Raw genomic sequence first — 23,258 nt, forward strand, 5'->3', positions numbered from 1 at the left:
GAGATGGTTGCGGTAAGAAGCGCGCATTTAAACCAAGATGAACAGTTTGAACTCGAAAACTGGGTGGCTAGCCTAGGACAAGAGAAAAACACAGCCTCACGCTTAATCGAAGTATATCGAGATTGCCAGACGGTATTAGCTGATAACGAGCAAGCGGAGCTGTTGTTGTGGCGTGGACGAGAAATGATCGAAATTTTGATCACCTTGTCTATGGATCAAGCCACTTTAGTGGCTGCTCAACTGTTTCCTTTGGTTTCAAGTGGTGCTTTTAACAGAGAAATTCTGGAAGAGAAATACAGCAAAGAAATCATAAAATTAATCGACGGCGTTGAAGAAATGGCTGCTATTGGCCAACTCAACGTCAACATGGAAGGCAGTGCAGCGTCATCTCAGGTAGATAACGTACGCCGCATGCTGCTTGCCATGGTGGATGACTTCCGCTGCGTGGTTATCAAGCTTGCGGAGCGAATTTGTAACCTTATTGAAGTTAAAAAAGCGCCTGATGAAGTTCGACGTGCGGCGGCAAAAGAGTGTGCCAACATCTATGCGCCGCTAGCAAACCGATTAGGCATCGGTCAGCTGAAATGGGAAATTGAAGATTACGCTTTCCGCTACCAACAGCCGGAAACTTACAAACAAATTGCCAAGCAGCTTTCTGAGCGACGCATCGTTCGTGAACAGTACATCAAAGACTTTGTTGAAGACCTCACGCACGAAATGGAAGTGTCGGGCATCAATGCCGAAGTGAGTGGTCGACCTAAGCACATCTACAGCATTTGGCGAAAAATGCAGAAGAAGAGTTTGGCATTCGATGAGCTGTTTGATGTTCGAGCAGTACGTATCATCGCAGACAAACTGCAAGACTGTTACGCGGCTTTGGGTGTAGTTCACACCAAATACAAGCACCTACCGAGCGAGTTTGATGACTACGTTGCTAACCCTAAACCAAACGGTTATCAATCGATCCACACCGTAATTCTAGGGCCAGAAGGCAAAACCATCGAGATCCAGATTCGTACCAAGCAAATGCATGAAGAGTCGGAGCTGGGTGTTGCCGCGCACTGGAAATATAAAGAAGGGGCAAGCAGCCGAAGCGGTTATGATGAGAAGATCACGTGGCTGCGTAAGCTACTGGATTGGCAAGAAGAAATGTCTGACTCTGGCGAAATGCTCGATGAGCTGCGTAGCCAAGTCTTTGATGACCGTGTTTATGCCTTTACACCACGTGGTGATGTTGTCGATTTGCCAATGGGGGCAACGCCGCTAGATTTTGCCTATCACATTCACTCCGAAGTGGGACACCGTTGTATCGGTGCCAAAGTCGGAGGTCGTATTGTGCCATTCACGCATAAATTACATATGGGTGACCAAGTCGAGATTATCACTCAGAAAGAACCTAACCCATCACGTGACTGGTTAAACCCATCATTAGGCTTCGTTCATTCTGGTCGTGCGCGTGCCAAAATTAACGCCTGGTTCCGAAAACAAAGCCGTGAGAAGAACCTTGAAGCAGGTCGTGAAATCCTTGAGCATGAGTTAGCCAAAATTGGCGCAACGTTAAAAGATGCAGAGCATTACGCCCTCAAGCGGTTTAACGTCAAAACACCAGATGAATTGTATGTTGGTGTAGGTAGCGGTGATTTGCGTATCAACCAAATAATTAATCATATCAACGCGTTAGTTAACAAGCCAACGGCAGAGGAAGAAGATCAGCAAGCACTGGAAAAACTGCAAGAAGCTGAGCATAAATCACCCGCGCAAAGCCGACCGAAAAAAGACGCAGTTGTAGTAGAAGGCGTCGATAACCTAATGACACATCTAGCACGTTGCTGTCAGCCAATTCCAGGTGACGATATCTCTGGTTACATAACGCAAGGTCGTGGGATTTCAGTACACCGTAGTGACTGTGAACAGCTAGAAGAACTGCGCCATCATGCGCCAGAGCGCATCATCGATACAGTCTGGGGCAGCGGCTTTGTGGGGTCATACATCCTCACCGTGCGTGTTGAAGCGATGGAGCGAGGTGGTCTACTCAAAGACATTACGACACTGTTCGCCAATGAAAAGATCAAAGTGACCAGTATGAAGAACCGAGTCGACTACAGACGTCAACTTGCCATCATGGACTTTGACCTAGAAGTCACCAATATTGAGGTGCTTTCGCGGGTTTCGAAACGTGTGGAACAGATCAAGGATGTCATGACGGTGAAACGCCTCGGCTAAAACTCTCGTCATAGTTATCGTTGTAGCGTTGTTGACTGCACGCACTCGCTCCATCACATGGTGAACCATGCTCAGGAGTCTCGTTTGTTTGTCGCCTAGCTACAACTTCAACTATTTACAGAGTTACACTTGCGTCATATTTGGCTTTTTATCTGCGTTAGCTGCACTTATTCCGACGTGCCGGCTCAGGGGCATCACATAGTAGGCTATGCTCAGGAGTCGCGAAAACTTGTTGCCTTGTCAAAGTAACAATTACTTAGTGAAAGCTGCTGAGAAAATATAATGTAGAAGGTGAGTGGTTTTGGCTGCTCACCTTTTTCTTTAATAGAAAGGTTTAAAGGAACAAAAAATGAGTCATCCAATTGAACAGTTAGAACAAATCATGGCGAAGCTGCGTGACCCCGAAAACGGTTGCCCTTGGGACTTAAAACAAACCTTTGACACCATCGTTCCGCATACAATAGAAGAAACCTACGAGGTGGTGGACGCGATTCAAAATCGAGATTGGCTCAATCTAAAAGAAGAGCTAGGGGATTTGTTGTTTCAGGTGATTTTTTACAGTCAGCTAGCGAAAGAGCAAGAGCTGTTCGACTTTTCGGATGTCGTCGAAACCGTGAACGAAAAACTGACTCGTCGCCACCCGCATGTTTTTTCAGATGTTGAGTTTGAATCTGACGAGGAAATTAACGCGAACTGGGAAGCGGAAAAAGCAAAAGAAAAAGCCCTAGTAGGCAAAGCGGAAGAAAGTATCCTAGACTCAATACCAAACTCTTTACCGGCACTTTCTCGTGCTACAAAAATTCAGAAAAAATGTGCAAAATTTGGGTTTGATTGGGATTCACTTGGCCCGGTTGTCGATAAAGTACGAGAAGAAATTGACGAAGTCATGGAAGAGGCACTGCAAGTTCAGCCCGATGAAGAGAAAGTTGAGTTGGAGCTCGGTGATTTGCTATTTGCGACTGTCAATTTGGCTCGCCACCTTGATAAAAACCCAGAAGTCGCGCTAGGAAAAGCAAACGTAAAGTTTGCGCGACGTTTTAAACAAGTTGAAGGCAAGGTCCAGCAGTCAGGCAAAGTACTTACAGATTGTTCTTTATCAGAACTTGACCATTTTTGGGATGAAGTAAAACAAGAAGAATCGAGGCAGAGGTAAACTGGCAGAATACATAATATAAGGTCAGCTTGTTTGGTTACACGAAAACGGACTTTGGTTTGTCTTTGCTCACTTTGATTTGAAGCAAAAAATAAAAAATTACGGTGTGATAGATTTCACGTTGTGGCGGTAAGGAGCTTCTGGTATATTTATCTCCCGTCCAGAAGCACTCCATTTCCCTCATTCAACCAATTTCAGGTTAAACATGACGACAAATTACATTTTTGTTACTGGCGGGGTTGTATCCTCTCTAGGTAAAGGTATTGCAGCAGCATCTCTTGCGGCTATTCTAGAAGCTCGTGGTCTTAAAGTGACTATGATGAAGCTTGACCCTTACATCAACGTTGACCCGGGCACAATGAGCCCTACTCAGCACGGTGAAGTGTTCGTTACAGAAGATGGCGCAGAGACTGACCTTGACCTTGGTCACTACGAGCGTTTCATCCGTACCAAGATGACCAAGCGTAACAACTTCACTGCAGGTCGTGTTTATGCCGACGTACTTCGTAAAGAACGTCGTGGTGACTACCTAGGCGCAACTATTCAAGTTATCCCTCATATCACTAACGCGATCAAAGATCGCGTTATTGCAGGTTCTGAAGGCCATGATGTGGCTATCGTTGAAGTTGGCGGTACTGTTGGTGATATCGAATCACTACCATTTATGGAAGCGATTCGTCAGCTAGCTGTTGAGCTAGGCCGTGAGCGCGCAATGTTCATGCACCTAACACTTGTTCCTTACCTAGCGGCAGCGGGCGAAGTGAAAACTAAGCCGACGCAACACTCTGTAAAAGAACTTCTATCTATCGGTATTCAGCCAGACATCCTAGTTTGCCGTAGCGATCGCGTTATTCCTGCGAATGAGCGTAAAAAAATCGCACTGTTCTGTAATGTTCCAGAAAAAGCAGTAATTTCAATGAAGGATGTAGACTCTATCTACAAGATCCCTCAGTTGATTAAATCTCAAGGGCTAGATGACCTTGTGTGTGCTCGCTTTGGTATTACTGCTCCTGAAGCAGACCTTTCTGAATGGGAACAGGTTATCTACGAAGAAGCAAATCCTACTGGTGAAGTAACCATCGGTATGGTTGGTAAATACATTGAATTACCAGATGCATACAAATCTGTGAACGAAGCGCTTAAACACGCTGGCTTGAAAAACCGTCTAAGCGTCACAATTAAGTATGTAGACTCACAAGATATCGAAACAAAAGGCGTTGAACTTCTAGAAGGTTTGGACGCGATCCTAGTACCAGGTGGCTTCGGCGATCGTGGTATTGAAGGCAAGATCCGTGCGGCTCAATATGCACGTGAAAATAACGTGCCTTACCTAGGTATTTGTTTGGGTATGCAAGTTGCACTAATCGAATACGCGCGTAACGTTGCGGGTATGGAAGGTGCACATTCAACAGAATTTAACAAAGAGACTAAGTACCCTGTGGTAGGTTTGATCACAGAGTGGGTAGACGAATCAGGTAGCGTAGAAGAGCGTACTGAAAAGTCTGACCTAGGCGGTACGATGCGTCTTGGTTCACAGCTGTGTCACCTAGAGAAAGGGACTAAAGCTCGTGAACTGTACGGTAGCGCGACGATCCATGAACGTCACCGTCACCGTTACGAAGTGAATAACGTGCTTCGTCCGCAAATCGAAAAAGCAGGCCTAAAAGTATCAGGTCTATCTGCGGACAAGAAGTTAGTGGAAATGATTGAGAACCCAGCTCACCCATGGTTTGTAGCGGCTCAGTTCCACCCAGAATTCACCTCGACTCCTCGCGATGGACATCCATTGTTTGCAGGTTTTGTTAAGGCTGCGGGCCAAAACGCACGCGGCGAATTCGAGAAGTAAAAGGATACGGGCGGCGGCGAAGGTTGTGCTGCTGCCCTTTAAGATTGACATTTATATTTGAAACGAGAGGAAACATTAATGTCTAAGATCGTTAAAGTTCTAGGTCGTGAAATCATCGACTCACGTGGTAACCCAACTGTAGAAGCTGAAGTACACCTAGAAGGCGGTTTCGTAGGTATGGCGGCAGCTCCATCTGGCGCATCTACTGGTTCTCGCGAAGCTCTTGAGCTACGTGACGGTGACAAAGCACGTTTCCTAGGTAAAGGTGTTCTTAAAGCAGTTGAAGCTGTAAACGGCCCAATCGCTGAAGCTCTAGTTGGCAAAGACGCTAAAGACCAAGCTGCAATCGACGCAGTAATGATCGAACTAGACGGCACTGAAAACAAATCTAAATTCGGTGCTAACGCTATCCTAGCTGTTTCTCTAGCAAACGCTAAAGCTGCTGCTGCTGCGAAAGGCATGCCTCTATACGAGCACATCGCTGAGCTAAACGGCACTGCAGGTCAGTTCTCTATGCCTCTACCAATGATGAACATCATCAACGGTGGCGAGCACGCAGACAACAACGTTGACATCCAAGAGTTCATGATCCAACCAGTTGGCGCTAAGACTCTTAAAGAAGGTCTACGTATCGGTGCAGAAGTATTCCACAACCTAGCTAAAGTTCTTAAGTCTAAAGGCTACAGCACTGCAGTTGGTGATGAAGGTGGTTTCGCTCCTAACCTTAAATCTAACGCTGAAGCTCTAGAAGTTATCGCAGAAGCTGTTGCAGCTGCTGGTTATGAACTAGGTAAAGACGTTACTCTAGCTATGGACTGTGCTGCATCTGAGTTCTTCGACAAAGAAGCTGGCATCTACAACATGAAAGGCGAAGGTAAAACTTTCACTTCTGAAGAGTTCAACCACTACCTAGCTGAGCTAGCTAACCAATTCCCAATCGTTTCTATCGAAGACGGTCTAGACGAGTCTGACTGGGATGGCTTCAAGCACCAAACTGAACTACTAGGTGGCAAGCTTCAACTAGTAGGTGACGATCTATTCGTTACTAACACTAAGATCCTTGCTGAAGGTATCGAGAAAGGCGTAGCTAACTCTATCCTTATCAAGTTCAACCAAATCGGTTCTCTAACTGAGACTCTAGCTGCAATCAAGATGGCTAAAGACGCAGGTTACACAGCAGTAATCTCTCACCGTTCTGGCGAAACTGAAGATGCAACTATCGCTGACCTAGCGGTAGGTACAGCTGCAGGTCAAATCAAAACTGGTTCTATGAGCCGTTCTGACCGTGTTGCTAAGTACAACCAGCTAATCCGTATCGAGGAAGCTCTAGGTGAGCGCGCTCCTTTCAACGGTCTTAAAGAAGTTAAAGGTCAAGCTTAATTCTTAATTGAATTAACCGCTTAACTTAAAGCTTTTGAAAACGCCTCGCACTTGCGGGGCGTTTTTTATATGACGGAAGCTCTAAGTGAGCGCGCTCCTCCATGTTTCAAGGAAGTGGTCTCAAAGAAGTTAAAGGTCAGGCTTAATTCTTATTGAGTAAAGTTTCGCTAAATAGCTTTTTGAAACCATCGCTACGGCGGTTTTTTGTATTTATAGGTTTGTATTTTTGGCTCTTACTTTGGTCATGGGTAAGGAGCGCTTCCTATGAGCTTGTTTCATTTTGCTGCTTATTTCTTGTAAGGAGCGTGTGAGTCTCCCTTTCTCCCCTAGAGGCAACCTCGCATTTATGCTATATATGTCACCTTATCTAATTCCTTCCGGTACAGAATGTTAGCAGCGATATGCGAATCTTTGTTATAGCCCTTACGCTACTGTTTGGCTTGCTTCAATACACTCTATGGTTTGGTAAAAACGGAGTGTCTGACTACTACACAGTAAAAGATGAAATTGAAGTTCAGCAACAAGTGAACAGCAAGCTACAAGCTCGCAACAATGAAATGTTCGCTGAGATTGATGACTTAAGGCAAGGTCTTGATGCGATTGAAGAACGTGCGCGTCATGAGCTCGGTTTAGTTAAAGATGGCGAGACTTTTTACCGCATTATAGGTGAGGAAAACCATTAAAATGTTGGATATGAACTCATCGCATATCGCAATTGTGCCAGCTGCGGGTGTGGGTAGCAGAATGAAGGCAGATCGCCCTAAGCAATATTTATTGATCGAAGGTAAAGCGGTACTGGAACATACCGTAGAGAAACTGCTTTCCCACCCAAATATTTCTAAGGTTGTCGTTGCCATTACTGACGGCGACCCATATTACCCAGAATTGTCCATTGCTAAGCACCCAGATGTGATTCGTGTAGCTGGTGGTAAAGAAAGAGCAGACTCTGTGTTATCAGGGCTAAACTATGTCAATGAGCATCTGGAAAGCGAGTGGGTATTAGTCCACGACGCTGCGAGGCCATGTGTATTAACATCCGACATTGACCGTTTGATTGATGTTTGCTGCGCCCACTCAACGGGTGGCATTCTCGCATCTCCTGTGAGAGATACAATGAAGCGAGCAAACGCAGTACAAGATATCGATCATACGGTAGATAGAGAAGCATTGTGGCATGCACTTACTCCACAAATGTTTAAAACTCAGCAGCTTACTCAAGCACTGGCTGACGCATTAGAACAGGGTGTAACCATTACCGATGAAGCCTCGGCTTTGGAATGGTTAGGCGAGAAGCCAGCCTTAGTTCAAGGGAATGCGAACAATATAAAAATCACTCAGCCAGAAGATCTTGCGTTAGCCGAGTTTTATCTAAGCCGTGAGCGCGGCGAATAAAGAAAGGATAGAAAATGATTCGAATTGGTCATGGTTTCGATGTACATAAATTCGGTGGTGAAGGCCCAGTCATTATTGGTGGTGTAGCAATCCCTTATGAGCAAGGTTTGATTGCTCACTCAGATGGCGATGTAGCGTTGCATGCGTTAACGGATGCTCTGCTGGGCGCGATTGCTGCCGGCGATATTGGTCGTCATTTCCCAGATACGGATGATAAATGGAAAGGCGCAAACAGTCGTGAATTACTGAAAGACGTTTACCGTCGAGTTAAAGAGCAAGGCTACCGTCTTGGCAATGCTGATGTAACCATCATGGCACAAGCGCCTAAAATGGCACCACACATTGACGCAATGTGTGCGGCGATAGCCGAAGACCTAGAAACCGACATTAGTAACATTAACGTAAAAGCGACGACGACAGAACGTCTCGGTTTTACTGGACGCAAAGAAGGCATTGCAACGGAAGCCGTTGTACTTCTGTTTAAGCAATAACTAGCAATTTGCTCCTCTAAGCTGTGATATCAGCGGAAACACATCATGTCAGACATTTTATCTTCATTGGCTTACCTAACGGGTAAGCCAGTTGCATCGGCAAAAATTAAAGCGCAGCCAGAGCATTTTCAGGTTCGCGAAGATTTAGGTTTTGCCTTTACGGGCGAAGGCGAGCACTTAATGGTTCGTATCCGTAAAACGGGCGAGAACACCAGCTTCGTTGCTAACGAGTTAGCAAAAGCCTGTGGTGTTAAGTCGAAAGACGTTAGCTGGGCGGGTCTTAAAGACCGTCATGCGGTGACGGAACAGTGGTTAAGTGTCCATTTACCAAAAGGTGAAACGCCAGATTTTTCAGCGTTTTTGGCTCAATACCCAAGTATCGAAATCCTTGCAACAGATCGTCACAATAAAAAACTGCGTCCTGGTGACCTAGTAGGGAACGAGTTCGTGGTTACTTTGTCTGAAGTGACAGATATAGCGGATGTAGAGCAACGTCTTGAAAAAGTGAAACAAGTTGGCGTGCCAAACTACTTTGGTAGTCAGCGTTTTGGTAACGATGGCAACAACCTTGAAGAAGCACGTCGATGGGGACGCGAAAACGTTCGTACCCGCAATCAAAACAAGCGAAGCATGTATTTATCAGCGGCTCGTTCGTGGATTTTCAACCGCATCGTTTCAGCTCGTCTAGAGAATGGTGTGTTTGATAAGTTCATTGATGGTGACATTGCACAGACGAATTCTGGCACTCAGTTGATTGATGCAAACAACATCACTGATTTGCAAGTGCAATTTGCACAAGGTGAAGCGGCAATTACCGCTGCGCTTGCTGGCGATAATGCACTGCCTACTCAAGCCGAGGCTCTGGCATTAGAGCAACCGTTTTTAGACGAAGAGCCTGACCTCATGGCGCTGATTCGTGGTAATCGCATGCGCCACGATCGTCGCGATATTGCGCTGAAGCCAAAAGATTTAGCTTGGACGGTTGAAGGTAACAACATTACGCTGACTTTCTCACTGGATGCGGGATCTTTTGCGACCTCTATTGTTCGTGAGTTAGTTAATGAGGTTGAAGTAGAAAGAGAATACTAATGGAACAGGATTCACGAAACCCGAAGCCCTTAAGAGTCTTAATCAGCAATGATGATGGTGTTCATGCACAAGGGATTCATGCCCTCGCTGATGAGTTGAGAGATATCGCCGAAGTGACCATTGTCGCACCTGATCGAAATCGTTCAGGTGCTTCGAATTCACTCACATTAGAACAACCATTACGCGTGACTGAAATTGCCCCAAATATCTACTCAGTGCAAGGCACGCCCACGGATTGTGTGCATTTCGCGCTGAATGAGCTAATGAAAGATGATTTGCCTGATCTTGTTCTGTCAGGAATCAACCATGGCGCTAATTTGGGTGATGATGTTCTTTATTCTGGAACAGTAGCAGCCGCCATGGAAGGTCATTTCCTTGGCGTTCAGTCGGTGGCTTTTTCACTAGTGGGTAAGCGACATTTCGAATCCGCCGCTAAAATTGCACGTCAAATTGTACAACAGCATTTAGCGTCGCCGATTCCAACGAATCGTCTACTGAACGTAAACGTGCCTGACTTACCATCAGAGAATTTAGGTGAAATTGAAGTTACGCGTTTAGGTGCACGTCATCACGCAGAGAATATGATCAAGCAGAAAGATCCGAGAGGCCATGACATTTATTGGTTAGGGCCACCAGGAAAGGAGCAAGATGCAGGAGAGGGCACGGACTTTTATGCAATTGAGCATGGCCGAGTTTCAATGACGCCTCTGCAAGTTGATCTCACCGCTCACGAGTCGCTGCGTGCTATGGATAGTTGGTTAAAGGAAGAGAAGTAATGAGTAACCCACATGCTGACAGGTTGATAGCGTTTCTTATCTCCAGTGGCATCAAAGACCAAAGAGTTCTGGATGCTATCCAACGCTTGCCACGAGAAAGCTTTGTTTCTCAAGCGATGATGCACCAAGCCTATGATAACAATGCGTTACCAATTGGTCAGGGACAAACTATTTCTCAGCCTTATATCGTTGCTCGTATGACCGAGTTGCTTGAGCTAGAATCGGCGAGTCGTGTTCTGGAAATCGGAACGGGATCGGGTTATCAAACTGCGGTACTGGCGCAAATTGTTGATCATGTATACTCCGTTGAGCGAATTAAATCGTTGCAATGGGAAGCAAAGCGTCGCCTGAAGCAATTGGATATTTACAATGTTTCAACTAAGCATGCTGATGGGTGGCAGGGCTGGGAAGCGAGAGGTCCTTTCGATGCTATTATCGTTACCGCTGCCGCTGAAGTGATTCCCCAAGCTCTTCTCTCACAATTAAGAGATGGCGGCAAAATGGTCATTCCTGTTGGAGATACGGAACAACAGTTATTAAAAATAGAGCGTAAGGGAGACGAATATCTCTCTACCGTTGTAGAAATGGTTCGGTTCGTACCTCTGGTTGCGGGTGATTTAGCTTAAGGGTTAGGGATAGGTGAATAAGTTACTACGTCATATTGGTATTAGCTTTGTGTTTGCTGCAGGACTAGTTGGTTGTGCAGCGCATTCCCCTGCACCTGTCTCTAGCCTAAAAAAAGACTATTCAAGCCTTGAAAGAGGGAGTTACAGAGGGAGTTATTATGAGGTAAAAAAAGGCGATACACTTTACTTCATAGCTTATGTCACAGATAAAGATGTAAATGATCTTGTTCGTTACAATGAGTTAACTCAGCCTTACACTATCTACCCAGGACAGAGGCTAAAACTTTGGGCTCCGAAATATGTCGCCCCTAAATATGGTCAAAAAGTTGAACCCGTTGTGGCTCCTGTTGTTACGACACCCCCAGCTCCAGTGACGAAAACATCAACAGCCTCTAAACCTAAACCTTCGAGTAAAAACTCTAGTCAAAAACCTACAGAGACTAAGCCTAAAGTCGTACAAAAACAGCCTCCAAAGAAGGTTGAACAATCGAAAACAAAGGAGTATGTTGGTTCAAAAGACAACCAAAAAGTGAAGCAAAAATCGCCAACTACCACAGTAAAGAGTGATAAAGTCTCAAAGTGGTTGTGGCCAACAAAAGGGAGAGTAATCAAGAACTTTTCGGCGGGAGAACAGGGAAATAAAGGTATCGACATCGCAGGACAGCGTGGTCAACCTATCGTTTCAACCGCAGCCGGCACAGTCGTTTATTCAGGCAATGCGCTACGAGGTTATGGCAACTTAATTATAGTAAAGCATAACGACAATTATTTAAGCGCATACGCACATAATGACAAACTGCTGGTCACAGAAGGACAAAGCGTAAAAAGCGGACAAAAAATCGCCACCATGGGTAGTTCAGGTGCAAAGTCGGTCAAACTACACTTTGAAATTCGCTATCAAGGTAAATCAGTGAATCCAAAACGCTATTTGCCTTAAAACTTTGAAAAACAACTTGCGACATCATTTAGCGACATATTGAGTTGTCATGTCTTGCTAACTCGCCAGGGGGAGGCGTTATGAGTATCAGCAACACAGTAACCAAAGTTGAAGAGTTTGCATTTGACAATGCGTCAGTGAAGACCATTGATAACGAACTCGAAAGATCATCATCCACAGAAAGCAAAGCGACTGCGCGTGAAGAATTTGACGCGAGCAGTAAAAGCTTAGATGCAACTCAGTTGTATTTGGGCGAAATTGGCTTCTCACCTTTACTTACTGCCGAAGAAGAAGTGCTTTACGCAAGACGCGCCCTACGTGGCGACGAAGCGGCACGCAAACGTATGATCGAAAGTAACCTACGTTTGGTTGTTAAGATTTCTCGTCGATACAGTAACCGTGGTCTAGCACTACTCGATCTGATTGAAGAAGGTAACCTCGGCTTGATCCGAGCGGTCGAAAAATTCGACCCAGAACGTGGTTTCCGTTTCTCTACTTACGCAACATGGTGGATCCGACAAACGATAGAGCGAGCGTTGATGAACCAAACTCGCACGATCCGTCTACCTATCCACGTAGTGAAAGAGCTGAACATTTATCTGCGTACTGCGCGTGAACTTTCTCAAAAGCTCGATCACGAACCGACCGCAGAAGAAATTGCTGCTCAATTAGATATTCCAGTCGAAGACGTAAGCAAAATGTTACGCCTTAATGAGCGTATTAGCTCTGTCGACACGCCAATCGGTGGTGACGGTGAGAAAGCGCTGCTGGATATTATTCCTGATGCAAACAACTCTGATCCAGAAGTTTCGACTCAAGATGACGACATCAAATCATCGTTGATTCATTGGTTAGAAGAGTTGAATCCGAAACAGAAAGAAGTGCTTGCACGTCGCTTCGGCCTACTAGGCTACGAGCCTTCGACGCTGGAAGAAGTTGGTCGAGAGATTGGTCTGACACGTGAGCGAGTACGTCAAATACAAGTGGAAGGTTTACGTCGTCTTCGTGAAGTCCTAATCAAACAAGGTTTGAATATGGAAAACTTGTTTAACGTAGAAGACGATTAAGTAATCCGTATTTCACTAGATACACAAAAGGCTATGGTTCCCCCTAGCCTTTTTTCTTTTTTGCTCGTCGGTGTGAGTCTGTTTACAGCATCTTCTTCAAGCGATACAGCTCTTCAAGAGCTTGGCGTGGCGTTAAGTCGTCAGGATCAATACCTGACAGAGCTTGTTCGACCTCGCTAGGCTCTGGAATCAGGCTCAACTGGTTAGCCACATCTACTGCACTTGGACGCGGTGTGTCACTGTTTTGCCCCAGTTGCTCTAGCTGAGATAGCTTGTTACGCGCATTTTTGATGACCGTTTTTGGTACGCCAGCTAAGCCCGCAACAGCCAAGCCGTAAGACTTACTTGCCGCACCTTCTTGAACTGCGTGCATAAAGGCAATGCTGTCTCCATGCTCTACGGCATCCAAGTGAACGTTCGCTAAGTTTGGCAGTTGGTTCGGTAACTCTGTTAATTCGAAGTAGTGAGTTGCAAATAGGGTCATCGCACCAATTTGTGTTGCGAGCCATTCCGCACTTGCCCAAGCTAAAGACAGACCGTCGTAAGTACTAGTACCGCGTCCGATTTCATCCATTAGCACCAAACTGTTCTTAGTTGCGTTGTGAAGAATATTGGCTGTTTCGGTCATTTCTACCATGAAGGTCGAGCGGCCAGATGCAAGATCATCTGATGCACCAATACGAGTAAATATACGATCTAAAGAACCAATCTGTGCGGATTCTGCCGGTACATAAGAGCCGATATGTGCCATCAATGCAATCAGCGCAGTTTGACGCATGTAGGTTGATTTACCACCCATGTTTGGACCGGTGATGATCAACATCTTACGGGCTGGGTTAAGCTCAATTGGGTTCGCGATGAACGGCTCTGTTGTTACTTGTTCTACGACTGGATGACGGCCAGCTTGAATGTGAATTCCTGCGTCTTTCACAAGCGTTGGGCGGCAGTAATCTAACGAATCTGCACGCTCTGCAAGGTTTTGTAATACATCTAGTTGAGACAGAGCAGAAGCTAGGTTTTGCAGCTTCTCAAGGTTTGGCATCAATAGATCAAACAGTTCTTCCCACAACTGTTTCTCAAGTGCTAACGCTTTAGATTTCGAGTTAAGTACTTTGTCTTCGTGTTCCTTAAGCTCTGGGATGATGTAGCGTTCAGCGTTTTTGAGTGTTTGGCGACGTACATAATGCGGTGGAACCAAATGGCTCTGGCCACGGCTCACTTGGATAAAGAAGCCATGAACGTTGTTATAGCCTACTTTAAGCGTATCGATACCGTGTCGTTCACGCTCATCTCGCTCAAGCTGCTCAAGATATTCTGTTGCACCGTCTGCCAATTTTCGCCATTCATCGAGCTCCGCATTGTAGCCTTCAGCGATGACGCCACCATCACGAATAACAACCGGCGGATTTTCTTTAATCGCGCGTTCTAACAGGTCACATACTTCGTCAATCGGAGCTGCATACTTCGCCAATTTCGTTAGGTACGGATGGGTCAAAGAAGCGGTGACAGATTCTAGCTCTGGTAGCTGTTGCATGGCATTGCGAAGTCTAGCCATATCGCGAGGGCGAGCAGAGCGTAATGCAAGGCGCGCTAAGATACGTTCAATATCACCAATTTGCTTTAACGTTGGTTGAAGATCGGCAAACAGAGCTTGTTCTTTAATCTCACCAATTGCATCAAGACGATTGTTTAACGTTTCAATGCAACGCATAGGCTGATGCAACCAACGCTTCAGCATTCGGCTGCCCATCGGAGTTGCACAATGGTCGAGTACTGCAGCTAGCGTGTTATCGGTTCCGCCTGCTAGATTTTGAGTAATTTCCAGATTACGTCGGGTAGCAGCATCAAGGATGACGGATTGATCCTGATGATCAAACGTTAAAGAGCGAATATGAGGTAAAGCCGTACGTTGAGTATCTTTTACGTACTGGATCAAACAACCAGCAGCACATAACCCTAAGGACGCATGTTCTACACCAAAACCAACCAGATCTTTTGTGCCAAATTGTTGATTGAGTTGTTGCTTAGCCGTATCAAGCTCAAACTCCCAGACTGGGCGACGACGGTTACCATTGCGGCTCGCCATTAAATGTACAGGTTCAAAATCTTCTGGGAACAGTAGCTCACGTGGTGCGGTACGTTGAAGCTCGGCTGTCATCGCTTCTTCAGTTTCTGGTTCTGTCAGTTGGAAGCGACCAGAGGTGACATCCAGCGTCGCATAACCGAACTTACCGTTGTGATGGTAAATTGCTGCGATTAAGTTATCGACACGCTCAGAAAGCAGCGCCTCATCCGTCACAGTACCTGGTGTAACGATACGCACAACTTTACGTTCTACTGGGCCCTTGCTGGTGGCCGGATCGCCAATCTGTTCACAGATCGCCACAGACTCACCAAGCTGAACAAGTTTTGCCAGGTAGCCCTCTACGGCGTGAAATGGCACACCCGCCATTGGGATAGGTTCACCTGCAGACGCACCACGTTTGGTCAATGAAATATCAAGAAGCTGAGAAGCTCGCTTGGCATCATCGTAAAAGAGTTCGTAGAAATCGCCCATGCGGTAGAACAGCAAAATCTCTGGGTTCTCAGCTTTTAGCTTGAGGTATTGCTGCATCATCGGAGTGTGTTTTTGTTCAGCTTTCACAGGTAAGTTCTTTTGTTTATTTCCGTAGCGGCTTAGGATACGTGAATCCCTATCAAGTAAAAAGAGACAAAGGGCATTTTGGCTATGGAAAAAACAACAAAATTGAGTGCCGATTTAGGCGCATTATTGGCTAAACACGGGCATCTTTTAACGACCGCAGAATCATGCACTGGTGGTGGTGTTGCAACCGCCATTACTGACATTGCTGGTAGTTCAGCGTGGCTTGACCGTGCGTTTGTCACCTACAGTAATGAAGCGAAAATGGAGATGCTTGGTGTGCAAGCTTCAACGTTAGAAGCGCATGGTGCAGTGAGTGAGCCAGTTGTGATTGAAATGGTACAGGGTGCAATGAAAAACTCCAATGCGACCATCGGTGTGTCCATCAGTGGTATTGCAGGGCCGGGGGGTGGCAGTGAAGAGAAACCAGTCGGCATGGTCTGCTTTGCTTTTGCTGATAACCAAAGTTGGCAGCAAGTCGAAACCATGCATTTTACTGGTGACCGTGCAGAAGTTCGCAAAAAAGCGGTCGAGCATGCGCTGACTCAATTGTATCAACATCTACTCTAGAATTTCTTAAATTGTTTTAGCCCAGCATTGATAAGGGCTAGAGCAAATCACGACTTTAGGTCAGCCAAATTTTTTTCATACAGGTATGGACACTGTATGAATCAACAGTATAATAACTTTCATTGCTGAGCAGTTCTTCTGCTTAAGAAAAATGAATTACTATTCGTCGCCCAAAGAAGATGAATAAATCGGAGAAAGTAATGGACGAGAACAAACAGAAAGCGCTCGCCGCTGCGCTAGGTCAAATTGAAAAGCAATTCGGTAAAGGCTCTATCATGCGCCTTGGTGATAACCGCGCAATGGACGTAGAAACCATCTCAACGGGTTCTCTTTCTCTTGATATCGCTTTGGGTGCTGGTGGTCTACCAATGGGTCGTATCGTAGAAATCTACGGCCCAGAATCTTCAGGTAAAACAACATTAACGCTTGAGCTTATTGCTGCTGCGCAACGTGAAGGCAAAACTTGTGCGTTTATCGATGCAGAGCACGCTCTAGATCCTGTATACGCGAAGAAACTTGGCGTAGATATCGATGCATTGCTAGTTTCTCAGCCAGACACAGGTGAGCAAGCGCTAGAGATCTGTGACGCACTTGCACGTTCTGGTGCTATCGATGTTATGGTTGTCGACTCTGTTGCAGCGCTAACACCGAAAGCAGAAATCGAAGGCGAAATGGGCGATAGCCACATGGGTCTGCAAGCACGTATGCTTTCTCAAGCAATGCGTAAGCTAACGGGTAACCTAAAGCAGTCTAACTGTATGTGTATCTTCATCAACCAAATCCGTATGAAGATTGGTGTGATGTTTGGTAACCCAGAAACAACAACAGGTGGTAACGCACTTAAGTTCTACGCTTCTGTTCGTCTAGATATCCGTCGTACTGGCGCAATCAAAGAAGGTGACGAAGTCGTAGGTAACGAAACGCGCATCAAAGTTGTTAAGAATAAGATTGCAGCACCATTTAAAGAAGCAAACACACAAATCATGTACGGCCAAGGCTTTAACCGCGAAGGTGAACTTGTCGATCTAGGTGTGAAGCACAAGTTAGTTGAAAAAGCCGGTGCTTGGTATAGCTACAATGGCGATAAGATTGGTCAAGGTAAAGCGAATGCATGTAACTACCTGCGTGAGCACCCTGAAGTGGCTAAAACTATCGATACAAAACTGCGTGAAATGTTGCTAGCGCCAGCACTTGCGGAAGCGCCTGAAGCTGGTGAAGCGCCAGAGCAAGCTGAAGAGTTTTAATCTCTCATAGATTAATAAATGACAAAGCCCTGCAATGCGGGGCTTTGTTGTATCTATTGAAATCAAAAATCGAATTATCACAAAGGCCATTGAGAGCCTGTACAGCAAAAATACTTTTAGGATCATCATGTACCAAAAACGCCAGGCGCCAACATTATCGAGCAAAGAGGCTGCTATACAATTGCTTAGCCGTCGCGATCATGGTCAGTATGAGCTTTACCAAAAATTATCGATGAAGGGCTATGAAGAATCAGACATCGACATCGCAATTAATTTTTGCCTAGACCATAACTATTTAGATGATTTACGTTACGCGAAGAGTCAAATTAGACAGCATGTATACAAAGGACATGGAGAGCGTCGAATTCGTCAAGAGTTAAACCAGAAGCGTGTTGCGGAGTCGGTGATTGAGCAAGCTATGGCTGAAGAGCCGCAAGATTGGTTTGAACTGGCTAAACAGGCGGCAGAAAAGAAATTCAAAGGTATTAAAGCCAAAGACCAAAAAGAGTACGCAAAACAAGTTCGTTTTCTGCAATATCGTGGCTACAGTTTTGACCAAATCAGCTACGCGCTGAGCTTTGAGGACGAAGATTAACGGTCAGTCGTCCGCACTGATTTTTGTTTTGCTTCAAATTTTTTCTCCTACTCCCTCTTTTCCTCAAGAAAACTAGTCTCAGCTGTTTGCATGATCTACAATACGGCAAAATTCTAACTCGACTATTTTCAGGAAGAGCTGCATGTACATGAGCACTGATGAGGTTCGTAACGCGTTCCTCAAGTTCTTTGAGAGCAAAGGACACCAAATCGTAGAAAGTTCATCGTTAGTTCCACATAACGACCCAACCCTGCTGTTCACAAACGCAGGTATGAACCAATTTAAAGATTGTTTCTTAGGCTTAGAAAAACGAGCCTACACTCGAGCGACTACGGCTCAGCGTTGCGTACGTGCTGGTGGTAAACATAACGACCTAGAAAATGTTGGCTTTACTGCTCGTCACCACACATTCTTTGAAATGTTAGGCAACTTCAGCTTTGGCGATTACTTCAAAGAAGATGCGATCTCCTTTGCTTGGGAATTCCTAACCGAAGTTCTTAAACTGCCAGCGGATCGTTTATTGGTAACTGTTTACGAAACCGATGACGAAGCGTTTGACATCTGGAACAAGAAAGTTGGCGTACCCGCTGATCGTATTGTTCGCATTGGTGATAAAGAAGGCGGCAAGCCGTACGAGTCTGATAACTTCTGGCAAATGGGCGACACTGGCCCTTGTGGTCCATGTACTGAAATCTTCTACGATCACGGTGAGCACATCTGGGGTGGCCGTCCTGGCACGCCTGAAGAAGATGGTGACCGTTTCATCGAGATCTGGAACAACGTATTCATGCAGTTCAACCGTCACGCAGACGGCACTATGGAACCGCTACCAAAACCATCGGTAGATACTGGTATGGGTATCGAGCGTATCTCTGCAATCATGCAGGGCGTTCACTCAAACTACGAAATTGATGTATTCCAAGCTCTTATCAAAGCAGCAGCAGAAGTGATCGGTTACGAAGACCTATCAAACCAATCACTACGCGTTATCGCTGACCACATCCGTTCATGTTCATTCCTGATCGTGGATGGCGTTATGCCTTCAAACGAAGGTCGTGGTTACGTATTACGCCGTATCATCCGTCGCGCAGTTCGTCACGGTAACAAGCTGGGCGCACAAGGTGCATTCTTCCACAAGTTGGTTGGCGTTCTAGCTGACATCATGGGTACGGCTGGTGAAGAGCTGAAGCGTCAACAAGCTGTGGTTGAAAAAGTACTGCGTATCGAAGAAGAAAACTTTGGTCGTACACTTGAGCGCGGTATGGCGATTCTAAACGAAGCACTAGATAACCTAGACGGTAAAGTACTAGACGGCGAAACCGTATTTAAACTTTACGATACTTACGGCTTCCCAGCTGACTTAACTAACGACGTAGCACGTGAGCGTGAGTTCGCAATCGACGAAGAAGGTTTCGAGAAAGCGATGGAAGAGCAGCGTCAACGTGCGCGTGAAGCGGGTAACTTCGGTACTGACTACAACGCAGCAATCAAAGTTGATACGCAAACAGAATTCTGTGGTTACACAGGTACTAAAGGCTCTAGTTCTGTAGCAGCGATGTTCGTTGAAGGCAACGAAGTAGATTCGCTATCTGCGGGCGACAAAGCAATCATCGTACTTGGTGAAACACCATTCTACGCAGAGTCAGGCGGTCAGTGTGGTGACGCTGGTGAAATCCGTACTGAGTCTGGTGTATTCCGCGTTGAGGACACTCAAAAACTAGGTAACGCAATCGCGCACCACGGTGTAATGGCAGAAGGCGTTCTAGCGAAAGGTGATGAAGTAGCAACTATCGTTGACGCAGAGCGTCGCGCAGCTATCTCTCTAAACCACTCAGCAACGCACTTGCTACACGCAGCACTACGCCAAGTTTTAGGTGAGCACGTAACGCAGAAAGGCTCATTGGTGAAGGCAGACAACCTACGTTTCGACTTCTCGCATCTAGAAGCCGTAACCGCAGCAGAGTTGAAAGAAGTTGAGCGCCTAGTTAACGCGCAAATTCGTCGCAACCACACGATTGAAACCAACGTGATGGACATTGAGTCAGCTAAGAAGAAAGGCGCAATGGCTCTATTCGGCGAGAAGTACGACGACGAAGTACGCGTATTGTCTATGGGTGACTTCTCGACAGAGCTTTGCGGTGGTATTCACGCATCAAGCACAGGTGATATTGGCCTATTCAAAATCACTTCAGAAAGCGGCATTGCTGCAGGTATTCGACGTATTGAGGCGGTAACAGGCGAGGCTGCATTAGACGCTATTGAAGCTCAAAACGCGAAGTACGAAGAGAAACTGGCAGAATCTGCACAGAAAGCAAAAGCGCTAGAGAAAGAAGTGCAGAAGCTAAAAGATAAGATGGCGGCAGCAGAAAGCGCTAACATCATGGGCAAAGCGGTTGAAGTCAATGGTACAAAAGTTCTAGTCGCAGCTCTTGAAGGCGCTGACAGCAAGAACCTACGTACTATGGTTGATGACATCAAGAACCAAATGGGGTCTGGTATCGTACTGCTTGCCAACGTAACAGGTGACAAGGTTGGCTTGATTGCTGGTGTGACTAAAGATCTAACTGGTAAAGTAAAAGCCGGAGATCTAGTTAAGATGATTGCTGAGCAAGTCGGTGGTAAGGGCGGTGGTCGTCCTGACATGGCTCAAGCTGGTGGTACTGATGTAGCCGCACTACCAGAGGCAATTAAAACAGTTCAGCCTTGGTTAGAAGAGCGCTTATAAGCTTTTAACTACTAAAATTACGCTCAATCAAGTTTCTTTGATTGAGCGTAATTTTTTTTAGCAGCCAAGTGGTTTAATTGACCAAAAGTTAACCGAGCCATTTAGGCTATTTGGTTTTTGTTGTAACTACTGCTTATATAATTTTTCTAAAAGGAAATACTGAAGATGTAAGCAGTTCTAAAGAGACTTCGGTCTTGGGAAGGTGAAGACTGGTGAAAAAGCCCCTTATCGTGCAAAAGTTTGGCGGAACCTCAGTGGGTTCAATTGAAAGAATCCACCAAGTTGCTGAACACATCATTAAGGCGAAAAATGATGGCAATCAAGTTGTTGTTGTCGTGTCTGCAATGTCAGGCGAAACAAACAGACTGATGGACCTCGCTAAACAGATAGATAGCGTGCCTACAGCTCGAGAACTTGATGTTTTGCTCTCTGCTGGTGAGCAAGTGTCAATGGCACTGTTAGCAATGACACTCAATAAATTGGGTCATGCTACACGCTCGCTTACCGGAGCACAGGCGAATATTGTGACGGATAATCAACACAATGACGCAACGATTAAACACATTGATACTAAGACAATTCTGGGGTTGCTTGAGCAAGACCAAATCGTGATTGTTGCAGGCTTTCAAGGTGTGAATGAGAACGGGGATATCACCACATTAGGTCGAGGTGGCTCAGATACGAGCGCAGTGGCACTGGCAGGCGCATTGCGCGCTGATGAGTGTCAAATCTTTACCGACGTTGATGGTATTTATACTTGTGACCCACGTGTAGTGAAAAACGCGCGAAAATTGGCGGTTATCGATTTTCCTTCCATGGAAGCGATGGCAAGCCGAGGCGCGAAAGTATTACATTTACCTTCAGTGCAATTTGCATGGAAGAATAATGTGCCACTGCGCGTGCTTTCGACATTTGATGTTAATGAAGGCAGTCTGGTAAAGGGGGAGTTAGGCAATCAAGCCGTCTCTGGTATAGCCATTCAACGTGACCTTGCCATAATCGAAGTCGATAAAGAACATTTATCTAGTGCTACAAAACAATGTCAGATGTTGGGTATCGACATTTGGAATGTGATCGAGGAAACAGAACGGGCAGGTATCATGATAAAACAAGATGCATGTGCCAAGTTCGATCTGGTGTTCAGCGACAAAATCCGTAATAGTGAAGTGGTAAGCCTGTTGACCGCAGTGGGGCTTGAGGCCAATGGAATGGTAGAGCACGCATGCGATTTGTTGGCAAAGCGAGATATTGAGATCAATTTCAGCGCAACGAATGCACTCACTATGATGCTAGTTTTAGCACCCGAATGTGTGGATACAGCAGCAAACATTCTGCATGATGCTTACATTACGTCTAGTGAAGCATTAAACATTCAACAAAAACATGCCTTTTTAGGCTGATTTTCGCTAACAAGGTAGTTTACGAAAATATAACTTTTGTTGGATAATAGCTTTGTAGCAAGAAAATTTAGAGATTACTCAAGGAGCAAAGAATGCTAATTTTGACTCGCCGCGTAGGCGAAACACTGATGATTGGTGATGAAGTGACTGTAACTGTACTAGGTGTTAAAGGTAACCAAGTGCGTATCGGCGTTAACGCTCCGAAAGAGGTTTCAGTTCACCGTGAAGAAATCTACATGCGCATTCAAGCTGAAAAAGGCAATGGCAACGTTGCTTCAGGTAACTACTAAGTCGCTCCTGTTTACAGAGCTTAGTTTGAATGAAAAAGGCTAACCGAAGGGTTGGCCTTTTTAGTTTTTACTGTTTTTGAAAATTTGCAGAAACTATTGTGTTGAGTATGGCTGTGAATTCATCAATAATGTTGATTCGAACTTCAGAAAGTTATTTGAAAATAAATGTCTTTTTTTCAGAGAAGACTCTCTTTTTTTCATCATAATAGAGTGATAAAGTTCGTTTAATAGTCACTTTGATTAAATCAGCAACGGTTAAGCCAGTTTCGTAGATTTTTTCAAAGAAAGTGTTTGACATATTTTCGGTAAAACGTAATATGTGCCTCCGCAAGACGGTGAGGTGGCCGAGAGGCTGAAGGCGCTCCCCTGCTAAGGGAGTATACGGTTTATCCCGTATCGAGGGTTCGAATCCCTCCTTCACCGCCATTCTTGCAACGTTGATTTATCAACAAAAAGTGCGTCCTTAGCTCAGCTGGATAGAGTACCTGGCTACGAACCAGGCGGTCGGAGGTTCGAATCCTCCAGGACGCGCCATATCTCTTTTGAGATATAACAATGAAAACGGTGAGGTGGCCGAGAGGCTGAAGGCGCTCCCCTGCTAAGGGAGTATACGGTTTATCCCGTATCGAGGGTTCGAATCCCTCCTTCACCGCCATTCATTGACTGGCCCGATGGCCTTTTTTTTGTTTCGTAAGAAATGAATGTGATTTACTTCACAACTTCTTAGCAAGAAGATCTGCGCGTCCTTAGCTCAGCTGGATAGAGTACCTGGCTACGAACCAGGCGGTCGGAGGTTCGAATCCTCCAGGACGC

The 23,258-nt window shown here is 45.6% G+C and carries 19 protein-coding genes and 4 tRNA genes; 22 read left to right on the plus strand and 1 reads right to left on the minus strand.

What is annotated here, in order from left to right:
* Positions 1–3: 3 nt before the first annotated feature.
* The 12 genes from relA (at position 4) to rpoS (ending at position 12,980) form a co-directional block, all read left to right on the plus strand.
* On the plus strand, positions 4–2,223 hold the full coding sequence (gene relA, locus R7044_RS13130; RefSeq protein ID WP_005380915.1) for a GTP diphosphokinase: 2,220 nt from the start codon (positions 4–6) through the stop codon (positions 2,221–2,223).
* 349 nt (positions 2,224–2,572) lie between these two features.
* Entirely contained in the window at positions 2,573–3,376 is an 804-nt protein-coding gene (mazG, locus tag R7044_RS13135; RefSeq protein WP_033907439.1) for a nucleoside triphosphate pyrophosphohydrolase, read from the plus strand.
* Between the two features lie 205 nt (positions 3,377–3,581).
* On the plus strand, positions 3,582–5,222 hold the full coding sequence (locus R7044_RS13140; protein WP_021034029.1) for a CTP synthase: 1,641 nt from the start codon (positions 3,582–3,584) through the stop codon (positions 5,220–5,222).
* A gap of 78 nt (positions 5,223–5,300) precedes the next feature.
* Positions 5,301–6,602 (plus strand): phosphopyruvate hydratase, encoded by a 1,302-nt coding sequence (gene eno, locus R7044_RS13145; protein WP_033907438.1) that lies wholly within the window; start codon positions 5,301–5,303, stop codon positions 6,600–6,602.
* Positions 6,603–7,003: 401 nt separating this feature from the next.
* A complete protein-coding gene (gene ftsB, locus R7044_RS13150) occupies positions 7,004–7,285 on the plus strand; it encodes a cell division protein FtsB (RefSeq protein ID WP_005380907.1) in 282 nt (93 codons plus the stop codon).
* Between the two features lies 1 nt (position 7,286).
* On the plus strand, positions 7,287–7,994 hold the full coding sequence (gene ispD / locus R7044_RS13155) for a 2-C-methyl-D-erythritol 4-phosphate cytidylyltransferase (protein WP_017821625.1): 708 nt from the start codon (positions 7,287–7,289) through the stop codon (positions 7,992–7,994).
* A gap of 14 nt (positions 7,995–8,008) precedes the next feature.
* Positions 8,009–8,485: a 2-C-methyl-D-erythritol 2,4-cyclodiphosphate synthase gene (gene ispF / locus R7044_RS13160; RefSeq protein WP_005380896.1), complete on the plus strand. Its 477-nt coding sequence runs from the start codon at positions 8,009–8,011 to the stop codon at positions 8,483–8,485.
* 45 nt (positions 8,486–8,530) lie between these two features.
* A complete protein-coding gene (gene truD, locus R7044_RS13165; RefSeq protein WP_033907437.1) occupies positions 8,531–9,574 on the plus strand; it encodes a tRNA pseudouridine(13) synthase TruD in 1,044 nt (347 codons plus the stop codon).
* On the plus strand, positions 9,574–10,350 hold the full coding sequence (gene surE / locus R7044_RS13170) for a 5'/3'-nucleotidase SurE (protein ID WP_005380894.1): 777 nt from the start codon (positions 9,574–9,576) through the stop codon (positions 10,348–10,350). Before truD ends, surE begins: the two co-directional genes overlap by 1 nt.
* Positions 10,350–10,976, plus strand: coding sequence for a protein-L-isoaspartate(D-aspartate) O-methyltransferase (locus tag R7044_RS13175; RefSeq protein WP_033907436.1), 627 nt, complete (start codon positions 10,350–10,352; stop codon positions 10,974–10,976). Before surE ends, R7044_RS13175 begins: the two co-directional genes overlap by 1 nt.
* Before the next feature lie 13 nt (positions 10,977–10,989).
* Positions 10,990–11,913: a peptidoglycan DD-metalloendopeptidase family protein gene (locus tag R7044_RS13180; RefSeq protein WP_033907434.1), complete on the plus strand. Its 924-nt coding sequence runs from the start codon at positions 10,990–10,992 to the stop codon at positions 11,911–11,913.
* 80 nt (positions 11,914–11,993) lie between these two features.
* Positions 11,994–12,980, plus strand: a complete 987-nt coding sequence (gene rpoS / locus R7044_RS13185; RefSeq protein ID WP_005380887.1) for an RNA polymerase sigma factor RpoS — start codon at positions 11,994–11,996, stop codon at positions 12,978–12,980.
* Positions 12,981–13,062: 82 nt separating this feature from the next.
* Here the strand turns inward: rpoS and mutS are convergent, their stop codons facing one another.
* Complete coding sequence (gene mutS / locus R7044_RS13190) at positions 13,063–15,624, minus strand: DNA mismatch repair protein MutS (RefSeq protein WP_033907432.1); 2,562 nt, start codon at positions 15,622–15,624, stop codon at positions 13,063–13,065.
* Between the two features lie 84 nt (positions 15,625–15,708).
* Here mutS and pncC point away from each other — a divergent pair, with 84 nt between their 5' ends.
* From pncC to R7044_RS13240, 10 genes are all read left to right on the plus strand, one after another.
* Complete coding sequence (gene pncC, locus R7044_RS13195) at positions 15,709–16,191, plus strand: nicotinamide-nucleotide amidase (protein WP_005380875.1); 483 nt, start codon at positions 15,709–15,711, stop codon at positions 16,189–16,191.
* Positions 16,192–16,391: 200 nt separating this feature from the next.
* Positions 16,392–17,435 carry a recombinase RecA gene (recA, locus tag R7044_RS13200; protein WP_005380874.1) on the plus strand — a complete coding sequence of 348 codons (1,044 nt, stop codon included), beginning with the start codon at positions 16,392–16,394 and terminating at the stop codon, positions 17,433–17,435.
* Between the two features lie 127 nt (positions 17,436–17,562).
* Entirely contained in the window at positions 17,563–18,030 is a 468-nt protein-coding gene (gene recX / locus R7044_RS13205) for a recombination regulator RecX (RefSeq protein WP_017633543.1), read from the plus strand.
* Between the two features lie 142 nt (positions 18,031–18,172).
* Positions 18,173–20,755 (plus strand): alanine--tRNA ligase, encoded by a 2,583-nt coding sequence (gene alaS / locus R7044_RS13210; protein WP_033907431.1) that lies wholly within the window; start codon positions 18,173–18,175, stop codon positions 20,753–20,755.
* Positions 20,756–20,967: 212 nt separating this feature from the next.
* Positions 20,968–22,155 (plus strand): aspartate kinase, encoded by a 1,188-nt coding sequence (locus R7044_RS13215; RefSeq protein WP_033907430.1) that lies wholly within the window; start codon positions 20,968–20,970, stop codon positions 22,153–22,155.
* A gap of 92 nt (positions 22,156–22,247) precedes the next feature.
* Complete coding sequence (csrA, locus tag R7044_RS13220) at positions 22,248–22,445, plus strand: carbon storage regulator CsrA (RefSeq protein ID WP_004415691.1); 198 nt, start codon at positions 22,248–22,250, stop codon at positions 22,443–22,445.
* Positions 22,446–22,779: 334 nt separating this feature from the next.
* Positions 22,780–22,871, plus strand: a tRNA-Ser gene (locus R7044_RS13225).
* A 31-nt stretch (positions 22,872–22,902) separates the two neighbouring features.
* Positions 22,903–22,979: transfer RNA gene (locus tag R7044_RS13230), tRNA-Arg, on the plus strand.
* 29 nt (positions 22,980–23,008) lie between these two features.
* A tRNA-Ser gene (locus R7044_RS13235) sits at positions 23,009–23,100 on the plus strand.
* Positions 23,101–23,185: 85 nt separating this feature from the next.
* Positions 23,186–23,258 (plus strand) — tRNA-Arg (locus R7044_RS13240).

The sequence above is a fragment of the Vibrio sp. 1402 genome, assembly GCF_033340275.1.